The following is a 16,731-nucleotide window of genomic DNA, read 5'->3' on the forward strand; positions in this document are numbered from 1 at the left end:
GGTGACCGGCAGCACGCTCGTCGGAGCGCTCGTGGTGGGTCTGGCCGTCGGCGGGCTGGGACGCCTCGTCCTGCCGGGGCGCAAGGCCGTCCCGGTGTGGCTGACACTCGCGCTCGGCGTGGCGTCCGCGCTGCTCGGCGCGATCGTGGTCGGGCTGGTGGACCACCGCACCGACGGATCGCCCGTGCTGCCGCTGATGGTGCAGACCGGCTTCGCCGCCGTGGCGGTCGTGCTGGCGGTGGTCGCCGCGGGCCGGCCGGAGGCGGAGGGGCAGACGCCGCCCGGTACGGGCGGCCGGCGGAAGGAGGAGGTGTGACCGTCGTTCCCGCGGACCACCTCATGATGCTCATCTGCGACGCCTGCGGCGACAGCGTCACCGGCACCGGAGCCACGCTGCCCGACGCCGAGGTGGTGTGGACGCTCGTGTTCGAGCACGACTGGGTCGGCTCGCCGTTCGCGTCCGGACCGCATCACTGCCCCCGGTGCAGCGCCCGGGCGGCCATCGCCGACGACGGTCTGGGCCTGGACGAGCTGGAACAGGTCGCCGGCACCCCGGCCGCCCACGAACTCGACCCGGCCACGGCGGTCCGCCGCGCTCTCGACGAGCGTTCCCTCCGCGACGACATGGAGCTGGTCGACCTGTCCGGCCTGGAGGTGATCGACTCCGCCGGGCTCAGCCTGCTGGTGCGCGCGCACCAGGACGCCCGGCGCGACGGCCGCCGGCTGTGCCTGCTGTCCCCGTCGCGGTTCGTGCTCACCGTGCTGCACACCATGCGGCTCGACGGCGTCTTCACAGTCGTCGACGGCCGCGTCCCGGCGCCGGGCCCCGCAACCCGGCAACCGGTCCTGACCGAACAGAAGGAGCCCTCCCCGTGGTGATGCCCTGGCCGTACCCCGAGTTCCCGTACACCGGCGGCGGACCGGAGCCCGACGACGCGGACACCCGGCTCGCGTCGCTCGTCGCGCAGCGGCTCAGCGCCGACTGGACCACCCGCCGGCAGCAGATCACAGTGACCGTGCAGAACCGCGTGGTCATCCTCGCCGGCCTGGTGGCCGACCCGGAGACGCGCCTGGTCGCCGCCGAGCTGGCCTGGGACGTGCCGGGTGTGTTCGACGTCTGCAACGCGCTGCGGCTCTACGGCGGGCGGCGCGGCGGCCGCTGAGCGGCGACTGTTGCACGCATCGGCATCCACCTCTACGCTCGGCCGTGGGAGCGCTCCCCCAGGCCGCCGCGTCGGGCTTTCCGGGCAGGTTCACGACGGGCACCGTCCGTTCACCATCCAGACGATGGGACCTTCCCGCATGTTCTCGATTCCCCGCCCGTCCCGGCGGCACCTGCTCGTCGGCGGCGCGGTCGGCGCGCTCGCCCTGGCGACGACGGCCGTCCTGCCCTCGCCGGACGCGATGGCGGCGACCGGCTGCGCCGTCACCTACACCACCAACTCCTGGCAAGGCGGCTTCACCGCGACAGTGGCGGTACGCAACCTCGGCGACCCGGTGAGCAACTGGACGCTGGGCTTCACCTTCCCCGACGGCGGCCAGCGCGTGGTCCAGGGCTGGTCGGCCACCTGGCAGCAGAGCGGCTCGGCGGTCACCGCGCGCAGCCTGGACTACAACGGCGCGCTCGGCACCGGCGCGAGCACCACGATCGGCTTCAACGGCTCGTGGACCGGGTCGAACCCGAGCCCCACGTCGTTCACGCTCAACGGCACGGTCTGCACCGGCGGCACGAGCACCCCGCCGCCCAGCACGCCCCCGCCGAGCACCCCGCCGCCGCCGACCACTCCCCCGCCCACCACCCCGCCACCCACCACCCCGCCGCCGACCGGCACCACGCCGGTGGCGATCAACGGCCAGCTCCAGGTGTGCGGCGTCAACCTCTGCAACCAGTACGGGCGGCCGATCCAGCTGCGCGGCATGAGCACGCACGGGTTGCAGTGGTTCGCCAACTGCTACACCGACGCCTCGCTCGACGTGCTCGCGAACGAGTGGCGGTCCGACCTGCTGCGCATCTCCATGTACGTGCAGGAGCAGGGCTACGAGACCAACCCGGCCGGCTTCACCAACCAGGTGAACACGCTCGTGGACAAGGCCGAGGCCCGGGGCATGTACGCGCTCATCGACTTCCACACGCTGACGCCCGGTGACCCGATGTACAACCTGGACCGGGCCAAGACGTTCTTCGCCAACGTGTCCGCGCGCAACGCCGCGAAGAAGAACGTGATCTACGAGATCACCAACGAGCCCAACGGGGTGAGCTGGTCGACCATCCGCAACTACGCCGAGCAGGTCATCCCGGTGATCCGGGCCAACGACCCGGACGCGGTGGTCATCGTCGGCACCCGGGGCTGGTCCTCGCTGGGTGTCTCCGAGGGCGGCAACTCCGACGAGATCGTGAACAACCCGGTGCGGGCGCAGAACATCATGTACACGTTCCACTTCTACGCCGCGTCGCACAAGGACAACTACCGCAACGAGGTGCAGCGGGCGGCGAGCCGGCTCCCGCTGTTCGTCACCGAGTTCGGCACTGTCACCTACACCGGTGACGGCGCTGTCGACACCGCCAGCAGCAACGCCTGGCTCGACCTGCTCGACCGGTTGAAGATCAGCTACGCGAACTGGACGCTCTCCGACGCGCCCGAGGGCTCGGCGGCGCTCCGGCCGGGCACCTGCGCGTCCGGCTCGTTCGGCGGGACGTCGGTGCTCACCGAGTCCGGCGCGTTCATGCGCGAGCGCATCCGTACCGCCGACAACTTCCCCACCTTGTGACCGGGCGGCCGGCGGCGATCCTTTCCCCTTCGGGTCGCCGCCGGTCAGCCCTCCACCAGCCCGGCCCGGCGCCACAGCACCAGGCCCGGCCCGGCGACCAGGCCCAGTTCGGTCAGGTGGTCGGCGATCCGCTGCGCGGACCAGCGCAGCGTGGCCCGCCAGTGCGGGTTGGCCCGCGCCGCGGCCCGGCCGGCCGCCGGGTCGATCCCGACCGCCGCGTACGCCCGCGGGTGCACCAGGCGCCGCGTGATCGAGTACGCGGCCCGGCCGATCACCAGCCGCGCGTACGCGAGCGCGACCGGCCCGGCGGCCTCGACCTGCCGGGTCAGCTCGTCGCGGGCGAAGCGCACGTGCCGGGCCTCCTCCACCACGTGGATGCGCGACACCATCCGGATCAGCGGCTGCAACGACTCGTCGGCCATGATCTCGCGCTGGAACGAGTCGAGGATCTCCTCGGCGATCAGGATGGCCGCGTACATCTGCGGGCCGGTCGCCGTGGACTTGAGCCAGCGCCCGAGCAGGTGGTCGAACGGCTCGGCCCGGTAGACCGGCGCGCCGGCGGCCTCGATGAGCCGGCCGAACATGATGGAGTGCCGGCACTCGTCGGCGACCTCGGTGAGCGCGTACTGGGCGTGCCGGCTGGTCGGGTCGGCGTCGTAGTAGTGCCGGATCAGCATCTGCATGAGGATCGTCTCGAACCAGATCCCGGCGCTGGCCGCGCTGGCGACCTCGTGCTTGGTCAGCTCGACCCGCTGGTCCTCGGTCATGGCGTCCCACAGTGGAGTGCCGTAGAGGCTGCTGCGCGTGGGCGGCAGCCAGTACGCGCCGGGCACCGGTGGCGCCGACCAGTCGATGTCGACCACCGGGTCGTAGCTGGTGCGTACCGAGGCGGAGAGCAGGCGGTCGGCGACCGCCTCGCGCGGGAACCCGGCCATGACCCCTCCATATTGACGTAACTTCGAGTAACTGTTACGAGTGGTAGCATGCGACGGACCACCACCGATGTCAATGGCCCCGACGCTCCTCCGGAGCCGGCCGCACCCCGTTCCGGCGGGCGGCGCGACCGCTGGGCCGACCACCGCGAACAGCGGCGGCAGGAACTGATCGCCGCCGCCGTGCAGGCACTGCTGCAGCACGGCCCGAGCGTCGACATGGACCAGGTCGCCGCCACCGCCGGGGTCAGCAAGCCGGTGCTCTACCGCTACTTCGCCGACAAGGCGCAACTCTGGCTGGCGGTCAGCGAGGTGGTCGCGGAGCGCGTGGTCGCCGCGATCGCCCCAGCCGTGGAGCAGGTACGCGAGGAACGCGCGCTGGTCGAGGCGACCATCGACGCGTACCTGAGCGTGGTGGAGTACGAGCCGTCGCTGTACCGGTTCCTCGTGCACGAGTCCGGGCATCCCGGCATCCAGCAGGTGGTGACAGGCACCAGCCGCCAGGTCGCGACCGGGCTGGCCCGGGTCATCGGCGACCGGCTGCGCGCGCTCGGCCTCGACGCCGGCCCGGCCGAGCCGTGGGCGTACGGGCTGGTCGGGTTCGTGCAGGCGGTCGGCGACTGGTGGACCACGCACGGGCAGCCGATCCACCGGGCCGCGCTCACCGAATACCTGACCACGCTGCTGTGGAGCGGCATCGAGGGGGTCCGCCGGGGCGCGGACCTGCCACCGGAGCTGACCCGCGCGCACGAACGGATCGACAGGTGACCTGGGAGGGCACGGCCCAGATCGCCGGCACCACGGTCCGGTTGCACGGCGGCGGGCGGTTCGAGCCGGTCGACGGCCGCTACCACTGGGCCGGACGGGTCGAGCCGGAACCGCGCCTGGTCCGGCTGCTGCGCTCCGGCCGCCGCGACGTGGAGGTCCGGATCGGCGAACGGGTCGCCCGGGCCCGGCTGGCCGAGGTGGACCCGTGGGGCGGCGTCCGCATCACCGGTGTCGGCACGCCACCCTGGCCGCCGGACGACGAGTGATCCGCGCCGTACCGTGAAGGGATGACGTCTCCCGCCACCGTGCTGCTGGTCTTCGGCCGTGGGGTGGTGGCCGGGGACGACGGCTACCGGCTCACCGCGGAGAGCGTGGCGCGCACCGAGGCTGCGGTGGCCTACGTCCGCGCGCACGCCGAGGCGTTCCGCCGCGCGCCGGACGCCCGGGTGGTGTTCACCGGCGGCTGGCCGCACGGCCCGGCCGGCGCGCCCGGCCCGCCCGCCGGATACCGGGAGGCGGAGCTGATGCGGGCGCTGGCGCGCGAGGCGGGACTCGACGCGTACGCCTCGTCGGCGGCCGAGACCCGCTCCCGCACCACAGTGCAGAACCTGGCGCACACCGTCCAGGACGGGCTGCTCGACGCGGCGGAGTTCACCGCGCAGCGCCCGCTCGGGCTGGTCTCCCACCCGTGGCACCTGCCCCGCGTCCGGCTGCTCGCCGCGCGCGTGCTCGGCCTGTCCGGCCCGGCGCTGGCCGACGTGCCGGTGACCGCGCCCGACCCGGTGCCCGTCCGGCGGGAGCGGGCCGCCCGGGCGTTCAGCCGGATCGGCTTCCTCGGTGTGCGTACCCCGGAGGCGTCGCTGCGCCGCGAGCGCGCGCTGGCCCGCGCCGCCGACCGGATCGGACGCCTCACGCCCCGGCGGTGATTCACCGGGGCGGGCCCTGGGTACGAGCGTCCTCGATCGACCCGCGTGCCGGCGGGCGAGTCCACCCGGGAGGTTCCGTGATCGTGCTCGTGCCGGTGTACCGACCGGGTGACCGTCTGCCGCCGCTGGTCGGCGACCTGCGGGACGCCCTGCCCGGGGCGGACGTGCTCGTCGTCGACGACGGCAGCGGCCCGGCCGCCGCCGGGGTGCTGGACGCGGCCCGCGCCCGGGGCGCGACCGTGCTGCGCCGCCGGGTCAACCGGGGCAAGGGCGTGGTGCTGCGCACCGGCTTCCGGTACGCCTCGACGCACCACCCGGGCCGCGACGTGATCTGTGTGGACGCCGACGGCCAGCACTGTGTGCCCGACGTGTGCGCCGTGACGGACCGGATGCGCGCCACCGGAGCGCCGACGCTCGGCGTACGCGGGTTCGACGGCGAGGTCCCGGCGCGCAGCCGGTTCGGCAACGCGGCGACCCGGGTGGCGTTCCGCCTGGCGACCGGCCGGGACGTGCGCGACACCCAGACCGGGCTGCGCGCCTACCCGTCCGCGCTGCTCGGCTGGCTCACCACGATCCCCGGTGACCGCTTCGAGTACGAGATGACGGTGCTGCTGCGGCTGGTCCGCGCCGGGCTGCCGGTCGAGCAGGTGGAGATCGCCACCCGCTACCACGGCGACAACTCGGGCTCGCACTTCTCCGCGCTCGCCGACTCGGTACGGATCTACCGGCCGCTGGCCGCCTCCGCGCTCGCCCGCCTGACCGGGCGCGCCGAGGTGGGCGACGTGCCGGCCGCCGCCGTCACGACGTCGCGTCCCACACCTGCGTCTCGAACTCCCTGAGCGGGTCGCGCGGCGACGACGGGCTCAGCCCTGCCGGGCCTTCTGCCGCCGGTCGGCCTTGTTGAGGACGAACAGCCTGCCCCGGCGCCGGACCACTATCGAGTCGGCCTTGCGCTTGAGCCCGCGCAGGGAGCTTCGGACCTTCATATCCGCTCCTTCGGTTCCCGCCGGTGTCCGTCCGGCACGGGTACCCGCCGGGGCGGCGCCCATGCCCGGCGGGGTGGCGGCGTCACCGTGCCCGGGACGCCGCCACCCGCCGTGCGAGCGGGGACGGATCAGGCGGTCGTGCAGGTGCTCCCGTTGAGCGCGAACGAGGCGGGCCTACCGGTGTTGCCGGTGTGGGTGGCCTGGAAGCCGATGTCCACCGAACCGCCCGGTGGGATCGACGCGTTGTAGGACACGTTGCGGGCCGTCACCGCTCCGCTGGACGGGCTGTACGTGGCGTTCCAGCCTCCGGTGATCGTCTGACCGCCCGGCAGCGTGAACGCGAGGTTCCAGCCGTTGATCGCCGTGGTGGACGTGTTGGTGATGGTCACCGCGGCGGTCAGGCCGTTGTTCCAGGCGTTCACCACGTACCCGACCCGGCAGGCCCCCGACGGCGGCGGCGTGGTCGGCGGCGCCGTGGTCGGCGGAGGCGTCGTGGGCGGGGGCGTGGTGGGCGGGGGCGTGGTGGGCGGGGGCGTGGTCGGCGGCGCGGTGGTCGGCGGCGGCGTGGTGGAGTCCAGGCCGAAGAAGCGGATCGCCTGCGCCGCGTCCACCGGCAGGTTGTGCGAGACGCCCTGCATGCTGATCGCCTCGACGGTCGCGGTGCCGCCGGTGCCGCCGTAGCGGGTACGGGTGTAGCCGGCCTGCGGACTGTCCGTGTACGCGGGCGTCTGGCCCAGCCCGTTCACGTTCGTCCACTGGTCGATCTGCTCGCCGAAGTTCGGGTAGCGCAGCGTCTCGTCGTTGGTGCCGTGCCAGATCTGCATCCGCGGACGCGGGCCGGTGTAACCCGGGTACGCGTTGCGCACCAGGTCACCCCACTGCTGCGGGGTCTTCAGCACCTGGCCGTTGGCGCACTCGCTGTTCCACTCCGAGCCGTTGGTGGTGGCGAAGCAGCCGAACGGCACACCGGCGAACGCGGCGCCGGCCCGGAACACGTCCGGGTAGTCGCCGAGCAGCACGTTCGTCATCATCGCGCCGGACGAGGTGCCGGTGGTGAAGATCCGCTGCGAGTCGACCGGGTAGCGCTGCCGCACGTGGTCCACCATCGACTTGATGCCCACCGGGTCGCTGCCGCCGTCGCGGCGCAGCGCCTGCGGCGAGGAGACGTCGAAGCACTTGCTGCTGCGGGTCACCGACGGGTAGACCACGATGTAGCCGTACCGGTCGGCGAGCGACGCGAACTGGGTGCCGGAGTACATGGCCGGGCCGCTGCCGGTGCAGTAGTGGTTCACCACGAGCAGCCCGGGACGGGCCGCGACGGTGTCCGGGACGTACAGGTACATGCGCAGGTTGCTCGGGTTGGCGCCGAAGTTCGTCACCTCGGTCAGCGCGGCGGCCGAGGCCGGCCCCGGGACGGCGAGCGCCGCCCCGACGGCGAGCCCGGCGGCGGCCAGCGCCGCGCCGAGCAGCCGGAGTCCGCTCCTTTTGGACAGCATGCTGTTCTCCTCGGTGGTGGGAACGCCGCGTGTCGCGGCGTTCTCGCCGGCGAGGCGCCTGCGACGGGCGGCCCGGACCCTCGGAGACGAGATAGACAGTCGCGGATCGATGCGACTCGAATCGGAGTCTAGGCCCCCGCCGGCGGGCCGACAACCGCGGCGGCCACCCGGCGGGCGCGGTCGGCGTGGGTGAGCACGTCCACGCTGTCCACGTACTGGTCCACAGCGCCCACCGGCGGGCGGTCGCGCAGCTCCGGGTCGGTGATGGCGGCACGCAGCGTCTCGACGAACCGGCAGGCGTGCAGCACCAGGAACGGCCGATCGTGGAACGGCCGGGCGGCCGGGTCCACCGGCGGCGCCGGCGCGGCGTCGTTGGTCCAGCCGGCCACCGTCTCCAGCGCCCGGACCAGGCCGGGCTCGCGGGCCGCCCAGTCACCCGGGCCGAGCGCGGCGGCGAGCCCGTCCACCACCGGCGCCGCGTCCGGCAGCGTCGCGAAGACCGTGCCGAGCCATTTCGCGTACGGGGGCCAGCGGCGGTGCAGCAGCAGGCCGAGGCGCATCAGATCCCGGGCCAGACCGGCGACCACGACCCGGCTGCCCAGGTCGTCGCCGACCTCGGCGCACCGGCCGGCCAGGTGCTCGGCCTGCGCGACCCGCTGCCACCCGGAGGCGAGCACGTACCGCCACACGTCGTCCGGATACCAGGTGAGCCGGGCCCGGACGCCGGTGAGCGCGCCGTCGAGCCCGTCGTGGAACACCGCTCCCCCGGTCAGCTCGGCCAGCCGCTGCGTCGGCGTCGCCAGCCAGTCCGCCGCCGTCAGCCCGGCGCGCGGGTCGGCGCCGAGCCGCTCCCGCAGCCATCCGCCGAGTTCGTCCACCGTCACGCCGTGCCGGTCGCCGTCGGCGCGGACCGTGCCGAGGCGCGCCGCCGGGCCGCCCGCGTACCGGGTCGGCCAGCCGAGGAACCGCGCCGGCAACTCCGCGTCCAGCACCGCCCGTACCGGCGCGACGTCGTGCGCCTTCCCCACGAAGACCTGGGTACGCGGACCCCAGTCGTGGTCGGTGGAACGGGGCGTGTCGAGGCCGAGCAGCTCGGAGCCGCCGTCGAGCAGCCCGGCGGAGTACGGCAGGCCGGGCAGCCGCCGCGCCAGCAGCGGACCCACCACCTCGTCGTGGAACCGGCGGGCCAGGATCAGGCCGGGTACGAAGCTCACCCCGCCAGTCTGCGCATCGGACGCCCGTCGCGCGCCCCGGTTTCCGGTCCGGCGGTCGCCTCCCCCATCCCGTCACAGGGCTGTGGAAGGCTTGTCGCCGTGGCACACCGACAGCCGATCCTCCTGATCGACTCCCCCAGCCTCTACTTCCGCGCCTACTTCGGCATCCCCGAGTCCGCCGCGAAGACCGGCGACGGCCAGCCGGTGAACGCCGTGCGCGGCTTCCTCGACATGCTCGCCCAGCTCGTGCGCACCCGCCGGCCCGACCGGATGATCTGCGCGTTCGACCACGACTGGCGGCCGGCGTGGCGGGTGGAGCTGCTGCCGTCGTACAAGGCGCACCGGGTCGCGCCCGAGGGCGGCGAGGTCGTGCCGGACACGCTGTCCCCGCAGGTGCCGATGATCCTGGAGGTGCTGGACGCGCTCGGCATCCCGGCCGTGGGGGCCACCGGCTACGAGGCCGACGACGTGCTCGGCACGCTCGCGGTGACCCAGCCGGGCCCGGTCGAGGTGGTCTCCGGAGACCGCGATCTGTTCCAGCTCGTCGACGACGCGCACCCGGTGCGCCTGCTCTACGTCGGCCGGGGCGTGGCCAAGCTGGACGACTGCGACGACGCGGCGGTCCGCACCCGCTACGGCGTGCCGGCCGACCGGTACGCCGACTTCGCGGCGCTGCGCGGCGACCCCAGCGACGGGCTGCCCGGCGTCGCCGGCGTCGGCGAGAAGACCGCCGCCCGGCTGATCGACCGCTACGGCGGGCTGGACGGCATCCTGGCCGCGCTGGACGACCCCCGTTCCGGTTTCGCGCCGGGGCTGCGGGCCAAGCTCGACGCCGCCCGCGACTACCTGGCCGTGGCGCCGAAGGTGGTCCGGGTCGCCACCGACGTGCCGCTGCCCGAGCTGGACCCGGCACTGCCGACGTCTCCCGCCGACCCGGACCGGCTGCTGGAGCTGGCGCAGCGCTGGAACCTGGCCGGCTCGTGCCGCCGCCTGGTCGACGCGCTGGCGGGCGACCGATCGTGATCAGTTGATCACGAGGGGCGGTCGGTGCTCCGGCGGGTCGGGAACTGGGCGCCGGGCTGCGCCAGCGTCGAGCGGGCGCGCAGGCCGACCGGGTCCGGCGCGGGCTCGGCGGCGGCGGCCGCGTACGGCGCCTCGTCGAGCCGCGAGCTGACGTACGCGGCCCCGGCCCGGTCGTCGTCCGACGGCGCGGCGAGCAGCGCGTAGACGAGCCCGACCACGCCGAAGACCACTGCCAGCACGATCGGCACGAGCAGACCGCTCACCTCGGTGCCGGATGCCGGGCCGCGGCTCTCGTGCAGGTGCACCGACAGCGCGCTCATGCCGGTGAAGTGCATTCCGTTGACCGCGATGCCCATGACCAGCGCCGAGGCGGCGATGGCGAGCGCGCGCCGGACGGTCATCGCCAGCCAGAGCGCCACGGTGGCGGCCACGATCGCGATGACCACCGACAGCGTCACCCGCAGCGGGTCGTAGCCGAGTGAGCCGTCCAGGCGCATGGCGGCCATGCCGGTGTAGTGCATGGCGGCCACCCCGGCGCCGGTGAAGAACCCGCCGGCGAGCAGCCGGGGCGCGGCGAGCCGGCCGGTGCCCACGATCGCCAGCCCGATGCCGACCGAGGCCACCGCGATCGCCGTGCTGGCGGCCGTCAGCGGCACGTCGTAGCGGATCCGGGTGCCGCCGACGGCGAAGCCGAGCATCGCCATGAAGTGCATGGCCCAGATGGCCGTGCCGCCCAGCGCCCACGCGGCGAGCAGGCCCCACCAGGCGCGCTGACCGGCACTGGTGGCGGTCCGGATCCGTCCGGCGCAGACCAGCCCGAGCGCCGAGCCGAGCACGGACAACGCGTAGCTGAGCGCGGGTGTGATCCACCCGTACTCAAAGTGATTGATCTCGCCCACGACGCCCTTCCCTCACCATCGGCCGAGCGCGACCCACGGCGCCCCGGGGCAATGATGGGATAGGCCCTGACCAGGGCGCACATCGGCCCCCCGACAATTCGTGGGGTGGCAGCGCCGTGACGCAGCGGTGCGTCGGTCTCCGGCAACCGATGACCGAAAGTGACCGTTAGGCGGAGGCGTGGTAGGCCAGCACGCCCCGGTTGACCGCCGCGATGGCCTGCCGGGCGGTGCCGCGCAGCTCGGCCGAGGCGCCACCCGAGTCGGCGACCTGCCCGAGCAGGTCGACCACCTGGCGCGCCCAGCGGACGAAGTCGCCCGCCGGCATCTCCCCGTCGATCTGGTGGCCGCTGGCCAGCACCTTCGCCAGCGCCTCGCCGCGCGCCCACCGGTAGATCGGCCAGGCGAAGCCGAGATCCGGCTCCCGGGTCACGGCCAGGCCGCGCGCCGCCTCGTCCGCCTCGATGTCGCCCCACAGCTTGAGCGTCTCGTCGACCGCGTCGGCCACCGCGCCGCGCGGCAGCGACGCCCGCTCGTCGACGTCCCGCCGGGCCTCGAAGACCACCACCGACACGGCGGCGGCCAGCTCGGCCGGGGACAGGCCGTCCCACACCCGGCGGCGCAGGCACTCGGCCACCAGCAGGTCCGCCTCGGTCCAGATCCGGGCCAGCATCCGCCCGGCGTCGGTGACCTCGCCGTCGGCGGCCAGGTAGCCGCGTGCCGTCAGCAACGCGACGATCCGGTCGAAGGTACGGGCCAGCGAGCCGGTCCGCCCGGACACCCGCTGACGCAGCTCCTCGGTGTCGCGTTCCAGCCGGCGCCGCCGCTCCGCCCAGCGGGCGTGCTCCTCCCGGTCCGGGCAGGCGTGACACGGGTGCGCGCGCAGCTCGACGCGGAGCTGGCTGAGCCGGTGGTCCTCGCCCACCGCCTGACGGGACCGGCCGCCCCGGCGGCCGCCGTGCCGGTCCAGGCCGGTGCCGCTGACCGCGGCGGCCAGATCCCGCCGGGCCGCGGGCGAGCGGTGGTTGAAGTGCTTCGGCACCCGGATGCGGGTGAGCACCTCGGCCGGGGTGGTGAAGTCACCGGGGGTGACCCGCCCGGCCCAGCGGTCCTGGGTGAGGACCAGCGGCCGGGGCTCGCCGAACCCGCCGGTGGCCGGGTCCAGCACCACCGCCAGGCCGGCCCGCCGCCCGGACGGCACCCGGATCACGTCACCGACCCGCAGCCGCTCCAGCGAGGCGACGGCCGCCGCCTTGCGCTGGGTCTGCCCCTGCCGGGCGATGGCCCGTTCCCGGTCGGCGATGGCCACCCGCAGCGCGAAGTACTCGTCGAAGTCGCCGTGGTGGCACGCCGCCTCCACGCCGTACGCGTCGATGGTCTCGGTGTTGCGCTGCACCTGCCGGGCCAGGCCGACCACCGACCGGTCGGCCTGGAACTGCGCGAACGAGGACTCCAGGAGTTCCCGGGCCGGCGCCGCGCCGACGCTGCCGACCAGGTTGACGGCCATGTTGTACGACGGCCGGAAGCTGGAACGCAGCGGGTAGGTGCGGGTGGAGGCGAGCCCGGCGACGTGCCGGGGGTCGGTCTCCGGCGACCAGACGACCACCGCGTGGCCCTCCACGTCGATGCCCCGGCGGCCGGCCCGGCCGGTGAGCTGGGTGTACTCGCCGGGGGTGAGGTCGACGTGGGCCTCTCCGTTGAACTTCACCAGACGCTCCAGCACCACGCAGCGGGCCGGCATGTTGATGCCCAGCGCGAGCGTCTCGGTGGCGAAGACGGCCTTGACCAGCCCGCGGACGAACAGCTCCTCGACGACCTCCTTGAACGCCGGGAGCATGCCGGCGTGGTGCGCGGCCAGGCCGCGCTCCAGGCCGTCGAGCCACTCCCAGTAGCCGAGCACCGACAGGTCCTCGCCGGGGATGGCGGTGACCCGCGACTCGACCACCCGGCGGATCTCGGCGCGTTCGTCAGGGGAGGTCAGGCGCAGCCCGGCGGCGAGGCACTGCTGCACGGCGGCGTCGCAGCCGGCCCGGCTGAAGATGAACAGGATGGCCGGGAGCAGCCCCTCCCGGTCGAGCCGGTCGACGATGTCCGGGCGCATCGGGCCCCGCCAGCGAGGGCCGCGCCGCCCGCCCCCAGGGCCGGCGCTGCGGCCCTCGCCCAGCTCCAGGCGGCGCATCGTGTCGCGGGTGTAGCGCAGCAGCTCGGGGTGCACGTCGTGCTTGCGGGCCGCGTCGGCGTCGTGGAACAGGTCGAACATCCGCTTGCCGACGAGCATGTGCTGCCACAGCGGCACCGGCCGGTGCTCGGAGACCACCACGGCGGTCTCTCCGCGTACGGTGACCAGCCAGTCGGCGAACTCCTCGGCGTTGGAGACGGTGGCCGACAGCGACACGAGCGTGACCGACTCGGGCAGGTGGATGATCACCTCTTCCCAGACCCCGCCGCGGAACCGGTCGGCCAGGTAGTGGACCTCGTCCATCACCACGTACGCCAGGCCTTCGAGGGTGGCCGAGCCGGCGTAGAGCATGTTGCGCAGCACCTCGGTGGTCATCACCACCACCGGCGCGTCGCCGTTGATCGCGTTGTCGCCGGTGAGCAGGCCGACCTGCTCGGCGCCGTAGCGGTCCACCAGGTCGTGGTACTTCTGGTTGGACAGCGCCTTGATCGGCGTGGTGTAGAAGCACTTGCGCCGGGTCGCGGGGGCGTCGCCGCCGGGCCGGCCCCGCAGCGCCAGGTGCACCGCGAACTCACCCACCACGGTCTTGCCGGCGCCGGTGGGCGCGCAGACGAGCACGCCGCTGCCCCGCTCCAGCGCCTCGCACGCCTCGCGCTGGAAGTCGTCGAGATCGAACCCGAGATCCAGGGAGAATTCGTCCAGGGCCGGGAAGGCGGAGGCCTGCGCGGCCCGGCGGCGCGCCGCGGCGTACCGCTCGGCGGGGCTCGACATGGATCCAAGATTAATCGGTGCCGCCGAGGAGCACCGGTCAAGGCCATCCGGCAGGACGGTCGGAGCGGTCGGTAGGGTGCACGACGTGCCGGACCGTACCGAACTGCCCCACGTCTCGAGCGGCGCCGACGACGCCGTCCGCCCGGGCCCGTCCCGCCGGCCCGTGGAGGCGGTGCTCTTCGACTTCCACGGCACCCTCGCCCAGGTGGAGGAGCCGCTGGCCTGGGTGCTCGCCGCCGCGGCCGCCTGCGGCGCCGAGCTGGACCGCATCCGGGCCACGTCGCTGGCCGACCGGCTGCTCACCGCCGGGCGTGCCGGTGGCCCGCTGCCGGCACGGGTGCCGCCCCGGCTGGCCGAGCTGTGGGCCGACCGGGATCTCTACCCGCACGCGCACCGGGGCGCGTACACCGGGCTGGCCGAGACCGTGGACACCGGCATCGACGGGTTCGCCGACGCGCTCTACGAGCGGGTGCTGGTGCCCGAGGGCTGGGTGCCGTACCCGGACACCGCTCCGGTGCTGGGTGCCCTGCGCTCCGCCGGGGTGAAGGTGGCGGTGGTCAGCAACATCGGTTTCGACCTGCGGCCGCTGTTCGCCGCCTGGGACCTCGACGCGCTCGTCGACGCGTACGCGCTGTCGTACGAGGTGGGGCGCTGCAAGCCGGACCCGGGCATCTTCCTGCGGGCCTGCGGGATGCTCGGCGTGGACCCGGAGCACACGCTCATGGTGGGCGACACGCCGGCCGACGCGGGCGCGGTGGCGGCCGGGTGCGGGGTGCTGGTGCTGCCCTGCGCCGACGCGGGCCGCCCGAACGGGCTCGGCGCGGTGCTGGACCTGGCCGGGGCCGGCTGAGCGTTCACCTGCCCAGCGGCGCGAACCCGCCGCGGCGCACCGGATACCGTCAGGGGCATGACCGGTGCCCACCCCTTGCCGCCGCGTGCGCCGGGACGGCTCGGCGGGGTCGCGCTGGTACTCGGCGGGGCGCTGTCGGTGCAGTTCGGCTCCGCGCTCGCCGCGCTGCTGTTCCCGCGTACCGGGGTGGCCGGGGCGGTGACGTTGCGGCTGACCATCGGCGCGCTGCTGATGCTCGTGGTCTGCCGCCCCCGGGTACGCGGGTACGGGCGACGCGACTGGGCGGCGGTGCTGGCGTTCGGGCTGGCCCTGGCCGGCATGAACTCGATCTTCTACCAGGCGATCGAGCGGATCCCGCTCGGTCCGGCCGTCACGCTTGAGGTGCTCGGCCCGCTGGCGCTGTCCGTGATCGCCGCGCGCCGGATGGCCGCCTGGTGCTGGGCCGCGCTGGCGCTGGCCGGGGTGGTCCTGCTCGGGCAGGGCGGGTTCGACCGGCTCGACCCGGCCGGCGCCGCGCTGGCGCTGACGGCGGGCGCCATGTGGGCGGCGTACATCGTCTGCTCGGCGCGGATCGGCGCGCGGTTCCCCGGAGCCGACGGGCTGGCCCTCGCTCTGACCGTCGCGGCGCTGCTCACGCTGCCGTTCGGGCTGGCCGACGGCGGCGGTCGCCTCGCCGACCCGGTGGTGCTGGGGCTCGGTACCGGGCTGGCGCTGCTCGCCTCGGTGCTGCCGTACAGCCTGGAGCTGGCCGCGCTGCGGCGGCTGCCGACCGCGACGTTCGCGGTGATGATGAGTCTCGGTCCGGCGATCGCCGCCGTGGCTGGCTGGCTGGTCCTCGGCCAGGCGCTGCGCCCGGTCGAGGTGCTCGCCATCGCGCTCGTGGTCGCCGCGAGCGCCGGCGCGGTCCGCGCCGCCGCGCCGCCGCCTTCTCCCGCGCCGCCGGCCGTTCCCGGCCCGCCGTCCGAGGCGGACCCGGCGGGGGTCAGCGCAGCAGCCGCAGCGCCGCCGGCACCGCGGTGACGGTCACCGGCAGGTCGAGGGAGCGTTCCCCGTCGGCGTACGTGGTGATGCCGTCGGCGGACAGCTCCACCGTCCGCGCCCGGTAGACGCGCGCCAGCGGGTGCGTGACGTGGGTGCCCTGGTAGATCTGCGGCTTGACCCGCATCAGCGTGCGCCTGTCGAACCGGCCGCCGACCACCACGTCCAGCAGGCCGTCGTGCGGGTCGGCGTCCGGGCAGATCCGCATGCCACCGCCGTAGCTGGCCGTGTTCCCCACCGCGACGAGCACCGCGTCGACCTCCTGCGCCACCCCGTCGAGGACCAGCCGGTAGCGGCGCGGCCGCAGCCGGGCCAGTTCCACCACGATCGCCAGGTCGTACCGGCGCGGGCCGCGCGGCCAGCGCATCCGGTTGGCGCGTTCGTTGACGATCGCGTCGAAGCCGGCAGCGAGCACCGCGCCGAACCAGCGGTCCGCCTCGCCGGGCCGGGACAGCCGCGCCAGGTCGACCGGGCGGGTGTGGCCGGCGGCGAGCGCCGCAGTGATCACCTCGACGGCGGCCGTCGGGTCGGCCGGGAAGCCGGTCTCCATCGCGAAGTCGTTGCCGGTGCCCGCCGGGACCGGCCCGAACGCCACGGCCGTGCCGGCGACCGCCTGCATCGCCCGGTGCACGGTGCCGTCGCCGCCCACCGCGACGAGCGCCCCGGCGCCGCCGGCGACCGCGGCGTGGCACGCCGCCTCCGCCTCCTCGGGGGTACGCGCGCGCAGCAGCTCGACCGGGCGGCCGGCTCCGGCGAGGCGCTCCAGGATCCCGGGCAGCAGACCGCGGTGCCGCCCCCGGCCCGCGGTCGGGTTGGCGAGCACGGCAACGGGGCCGGACGGGACATGATCGTGCGCGGTCACGGCGAGCACCGTACGGCACGC

General features: G+C 74.6%; 18 protein-coding genes. 11 read left to right on the forward strand and 7 right to left on the reverse strand.

Annotated features, from left to right (window positions below):
* Window position 1 precedes the first annotated feature (1 nt).
* From BFV98_RS05310 to BFV98_RS05325, 4 genes are all read left to right on the forward strand, one after another.
* On the forward strand, window positions 2–316 hold the full coding sequence (locus tag BFV98_RS05310; RefSeq protein WP_013286140.1) for a GlsB/YeaQ/YmgE family stress response membrane protein: 315 nt from the start codon (window positions 2–4) through the stop codon (window positions 314–316).
* Complete coding sequence (locus tag BFV98_RS05315) at window positions 313–879, forward strand: STAS domain-containing protein (protein WP_071095191.1); 567 nt, start codon at window positions 313–315, stop codon at window positions 877–879. The genes BFV98_RS05310 and BFV98_RS05315 overlap by 4 nt, the downstream gene beginning before the upstream one ends.
* Window positions 873–1,163 carry a BON domain-containing protein gene (locus tag BFV98_RS05320; protein ID WP_013476931.1) on the forward strand — a complete coding sequence of 97 codons (291 nt, stop codon included), beginning with the start codon at window positions 873–875 and terminating at the stop codon, window positions 1,161–1,163. The genes BFV98_RS05315 and BFV98_RS05320 overlap by 7 nt, the downstream gene beginning before the upstream one ends.
* 139 nt (window positions 1,164–1,302) lie before the next feature.
* Window positions 1,303–2,769: a cellulase family glycosylhydrolase gene (locus tag BFV98_RS05325; RefSeq protein WP_143025387.1), complete on the forward strand. Its 1,467-nt coding sequence runs from the start codon at window positions 1,303–1,305 to the stop codon at window positions 2,767–2,769.
* 44 nt (window positions 2,770–2,813) lie between these two features.
* Here the strand turns inward: BFV98_RS05325 and BFV98_RS05330 are convergent, their stop codons facing one another.
* Complete coding sequence (locus BFV98_RS05330) at window positions 2,814–3,704, reverse strand: diiron oxygenase (RefSeq protein WP_013286136.1); 891 nt, start codon at window positions 3,702–3,704, stop codon at window positions 2,814–2,816.
* Window positions 3,705–3,752: 48 nt separating this feature from the next.
* Here BFV98_RS05330 and BFV98_RS05335 point away from each other — a divergent pair, with 48 nt between their 5' ends.
* From BFV98_RS05335 to BFV98_RS05350, 4 genes are all read left to right on the forward strand, one after another.
* The gene (locus BFV98_RS05335) at window positions 3,753–4,469 is read left to right on the forward strand and encodes a TetR family transcriptional regulator (protein ID WP_013286135.1); all 717 of its coding nucleotides are present in this window, start codon (window positions 3,753–3,755) and stop codon (window positions 4,467–4,469) included.
* Window positions 4,466–4,735 (forward strand): DUF4873 domain-containing protein, encoded by a 270-nt coding sequence (locus BFV98_RS05340; RefSeq protein WP_013286134.1) that lies wholly within the window; start codon window positions 4,466–4,468, stop codon window positions 4,733–4,735. The genes BFV98_RS05335 and BFV98_RS05340 overlap by 4 nt, the downstream gene beginning before the upstream one ends.
* A 21-nt stretch (window positions 4,736–4,756) precedes the next feature.
* Entirely contained in the window at window positions 4,757–5,395 is a 639-nt protein-coding gene (locus BFV98_RS05345; protein WP_013286133.1) for a YdcF family protein, read from the forward strand.
* Between the two features lie 77 nt (window positions 5,396–5,472).
* Entirely contained in the window at window positions 5,473–6,234 is a 762-nt protein-coding gene (locus tag BFV98_RS05350) for a glycosyltransferase family 2 protein (protein WP_071095194.1), read from the forward strand.
* Window positions 6,235–6,258: 24 nt separating this feature from the next.
* Here BFV98_RS05350 and BFV98_RS05355 read toward each other — a convergent pair whose 3' ends face one another.
* From BFV98_RS05355 to BFV98_RS05365, 3 genes are all read right to left on the reverse strand, one after another.
* Entirely contained in the window at window positions 6,259–6,381 is a 123-nt protein-coding gene (locus tag BFV98_RS05355; RefSeq protein WP_013286131.1) for a 50S ribosomal protein L36, read from the reverse strand.
* A 128-nt stretch (window positions 6,382–6,509) separates the two neighbouring features.
* Window positions 6,510–7,877, reverse strand: a complete 1,368-nt coding sequence (locus tag BFV98_RS05360; protein ID WP_071095196.1) for a PHB depolymerase family esterase — start codon at window positions 7,875–7,877, stop codon at window positions 6,510–6,512.
* A gap of 128 nt (window positions 7,878–8,005) precedes the next feature.
* Window positions 8,006–9,091 (reverse strand): DUF4037 domain-containing protein, encoded by a 1,086-nt coding sequence (locus BFV98_RS05365; protein ID WP_071095198.1) that lies wholly within the window; start codon window positions 9,089–9,091, stop codon window positions 8,006–8,008.
* Window positions 9,092–9,190: 99 nt separating this feature from the next.
* Between BFV98_RS05365 and BFV98_RS05370 the strand changes: the two genes are divergently transcribed.
* On the forward strand, window positions 9,191–10,114 hold the full coding sequence (locus BFV98_RS05370) for a 5'-3' exonuclease (RefSeq protein ID WP_013286128.1): 924 nt from the start codon (window positions 9,191–9,193) through the stop codon (window positions 10,112–10,114).
* An 8-nt stretch (window positions 10,115–10,122) separates the two neighbouring features.
* Here the strand turns inward: BFV98_RS05370 and BFV98_RS05375 are convergent, their stop codons facing one another.
* Both BFV98_RS05375 and BFV98_RS05380 read right to left on the reverse strand, forming a co-directional pair.
* Window positions 10,123–11,013, reverse strand: a complete 891-nt coding sequence (locus BFV98_RS05375) for an MHYT domain-containing protein (RefSeq protein ID WP_013476939.1) — start codon at window positions 11,011–11,013, stop codon at window positions 10,123–10,125.
* A 166-nt stretch (window positions 11,014–11,179) separates the two neighbouring features.
* On the reverse strand, window positions 11,180–13,960 hold the full coding sequence (locus tag BFV98_RS05380) for an RNA helicase (RefSeq protein WP_013286126.1): 2,781 nt from the start codon (window positions 13,958–13,960) through the stop codon (window positions 11,180–11,182).
* An 85-nt stretch (window positions 13,961–14,045) separates the two neighbouring features.
* Between BFV98_RS05380 and BFV98_RS05385 the strand changes: the two genes are divergently transcribed.
* Together BFV98_RS05385 and BFV98_RS05390 are read left to right on the forward strand one after the other, a co-directional pair.
* A complete protein-coding gene (locus BFV98_RS05385) occupies window positions 14,046–14,810 on the forward strand; it encodes an HAD family hydrolase (RefSeq protein WP_071098764.1) in 765 nt (254 codons plus the stop codon).
* Between the two features lie 57 nt (window positions 14,811–14,867).
* Window positions 14,868–15,830 carry a DMT family transporter gene (locus BFV98_RS05390; RefSeq protein ID WP_013286124.1) on the forward strand — a complete coding sequence of 321 codons (963 nt, stop codon included), beginning with the start codon at window positions 14,868–14,870 and terminating at the stop codon, window positions 15,828–15,830.
* On the opposite strand, the gene BFV98_RS05395 is transcribed toward BFV98_RS05390, so the two are convergent.
* Window positions 15,793–16,710 (reverse strand): diacylglycerol kinase family protein, encoded by a 918-nt coding sequence (locus BFV98_RS05395; protein WP_369830061.1) that lies wholly within the window; start codon window positions 16,708–16,710, stop codon window positions 15,793–15,795. The two genes, BFV98_RS05390 and BFV98_RS05395, sit on opposite strands and share 38 nt — an antisense overlap.
* Window positions 16,711–16,731: the final 21 nt, after the last annotated feature.

Source organism: Micromonospora sp. WMMB235 (assembly GCF_001855515.1).
GTDB lineage: Bacteria > Actinomycetota > Actinomycetes > Mycobacteriales > Micromonosporaceae > Micromonospora > Micromonospora aurantiaca.

Excerpts from the sequence above, each read along its gene's own strand:
- BFV98_RS05325 (WP_143025387.1), top strand. The coding sequence starts at position 1,303 with ATGTTCTCGATTCCCCGCCCGTCCCGGCGGCACCTGCTCGTCGGCGGC.
- BFV98_RS05330 (WP_013286136.1), bottom strand. The coding sequence starts at position 3,704 with ATGGCCGGGTTCCCGCGCGAGGCGGTCGCCGACCGCCTGCTCTCCGCC.
- BFV98_RS05335 (WP_013286135.1), top strand. The coding sequence starts at position 3,753 with ATGCGACGGACCACCACCGATGTCAATGGCCCCGACGCTCCTCCGGAG.
- BFV98_RS05345 (WP_013286133.1), top strand. The coding sequence starts at position 4,757 with ATGACGTCTCCCGCCACCGTGCTGCTGGTCTTCGGCCGTGGGGTGGTG.
- BFV98_RS05355 (WP_013286131.1), bottom strand. The coding sequence starts at position 6,381 with ATGAAGGTCCGAAGCTCCCTGCGCGGGCTCAAGCGCAAGGCCGACTCG.
- BFV98_RS05360 (WP_071095196.1), bottom strand. The coding sequence starts at position 7,877 with ATGCTGTCCAAAAGGAGCGGACTCCGGCTGCTCGGCGCGGCGCTGGCC.
- BFV98_RS05380 (WP_013286126.1), bottom strand. The coding sequence starts at position 13,960 with ATGTCGAGCCCCGCCGAGCGGTACGCCGCGGCGCGCCGCCGGGCCGCG.
- BFV98_RS05390 (WP_013286124.1), top strand. The coding sequence starts at position 14,868 with ATGACCGGTGCCCACCCCTTGCCGCCGCGTGCGCCGGGACGGCTCGGC.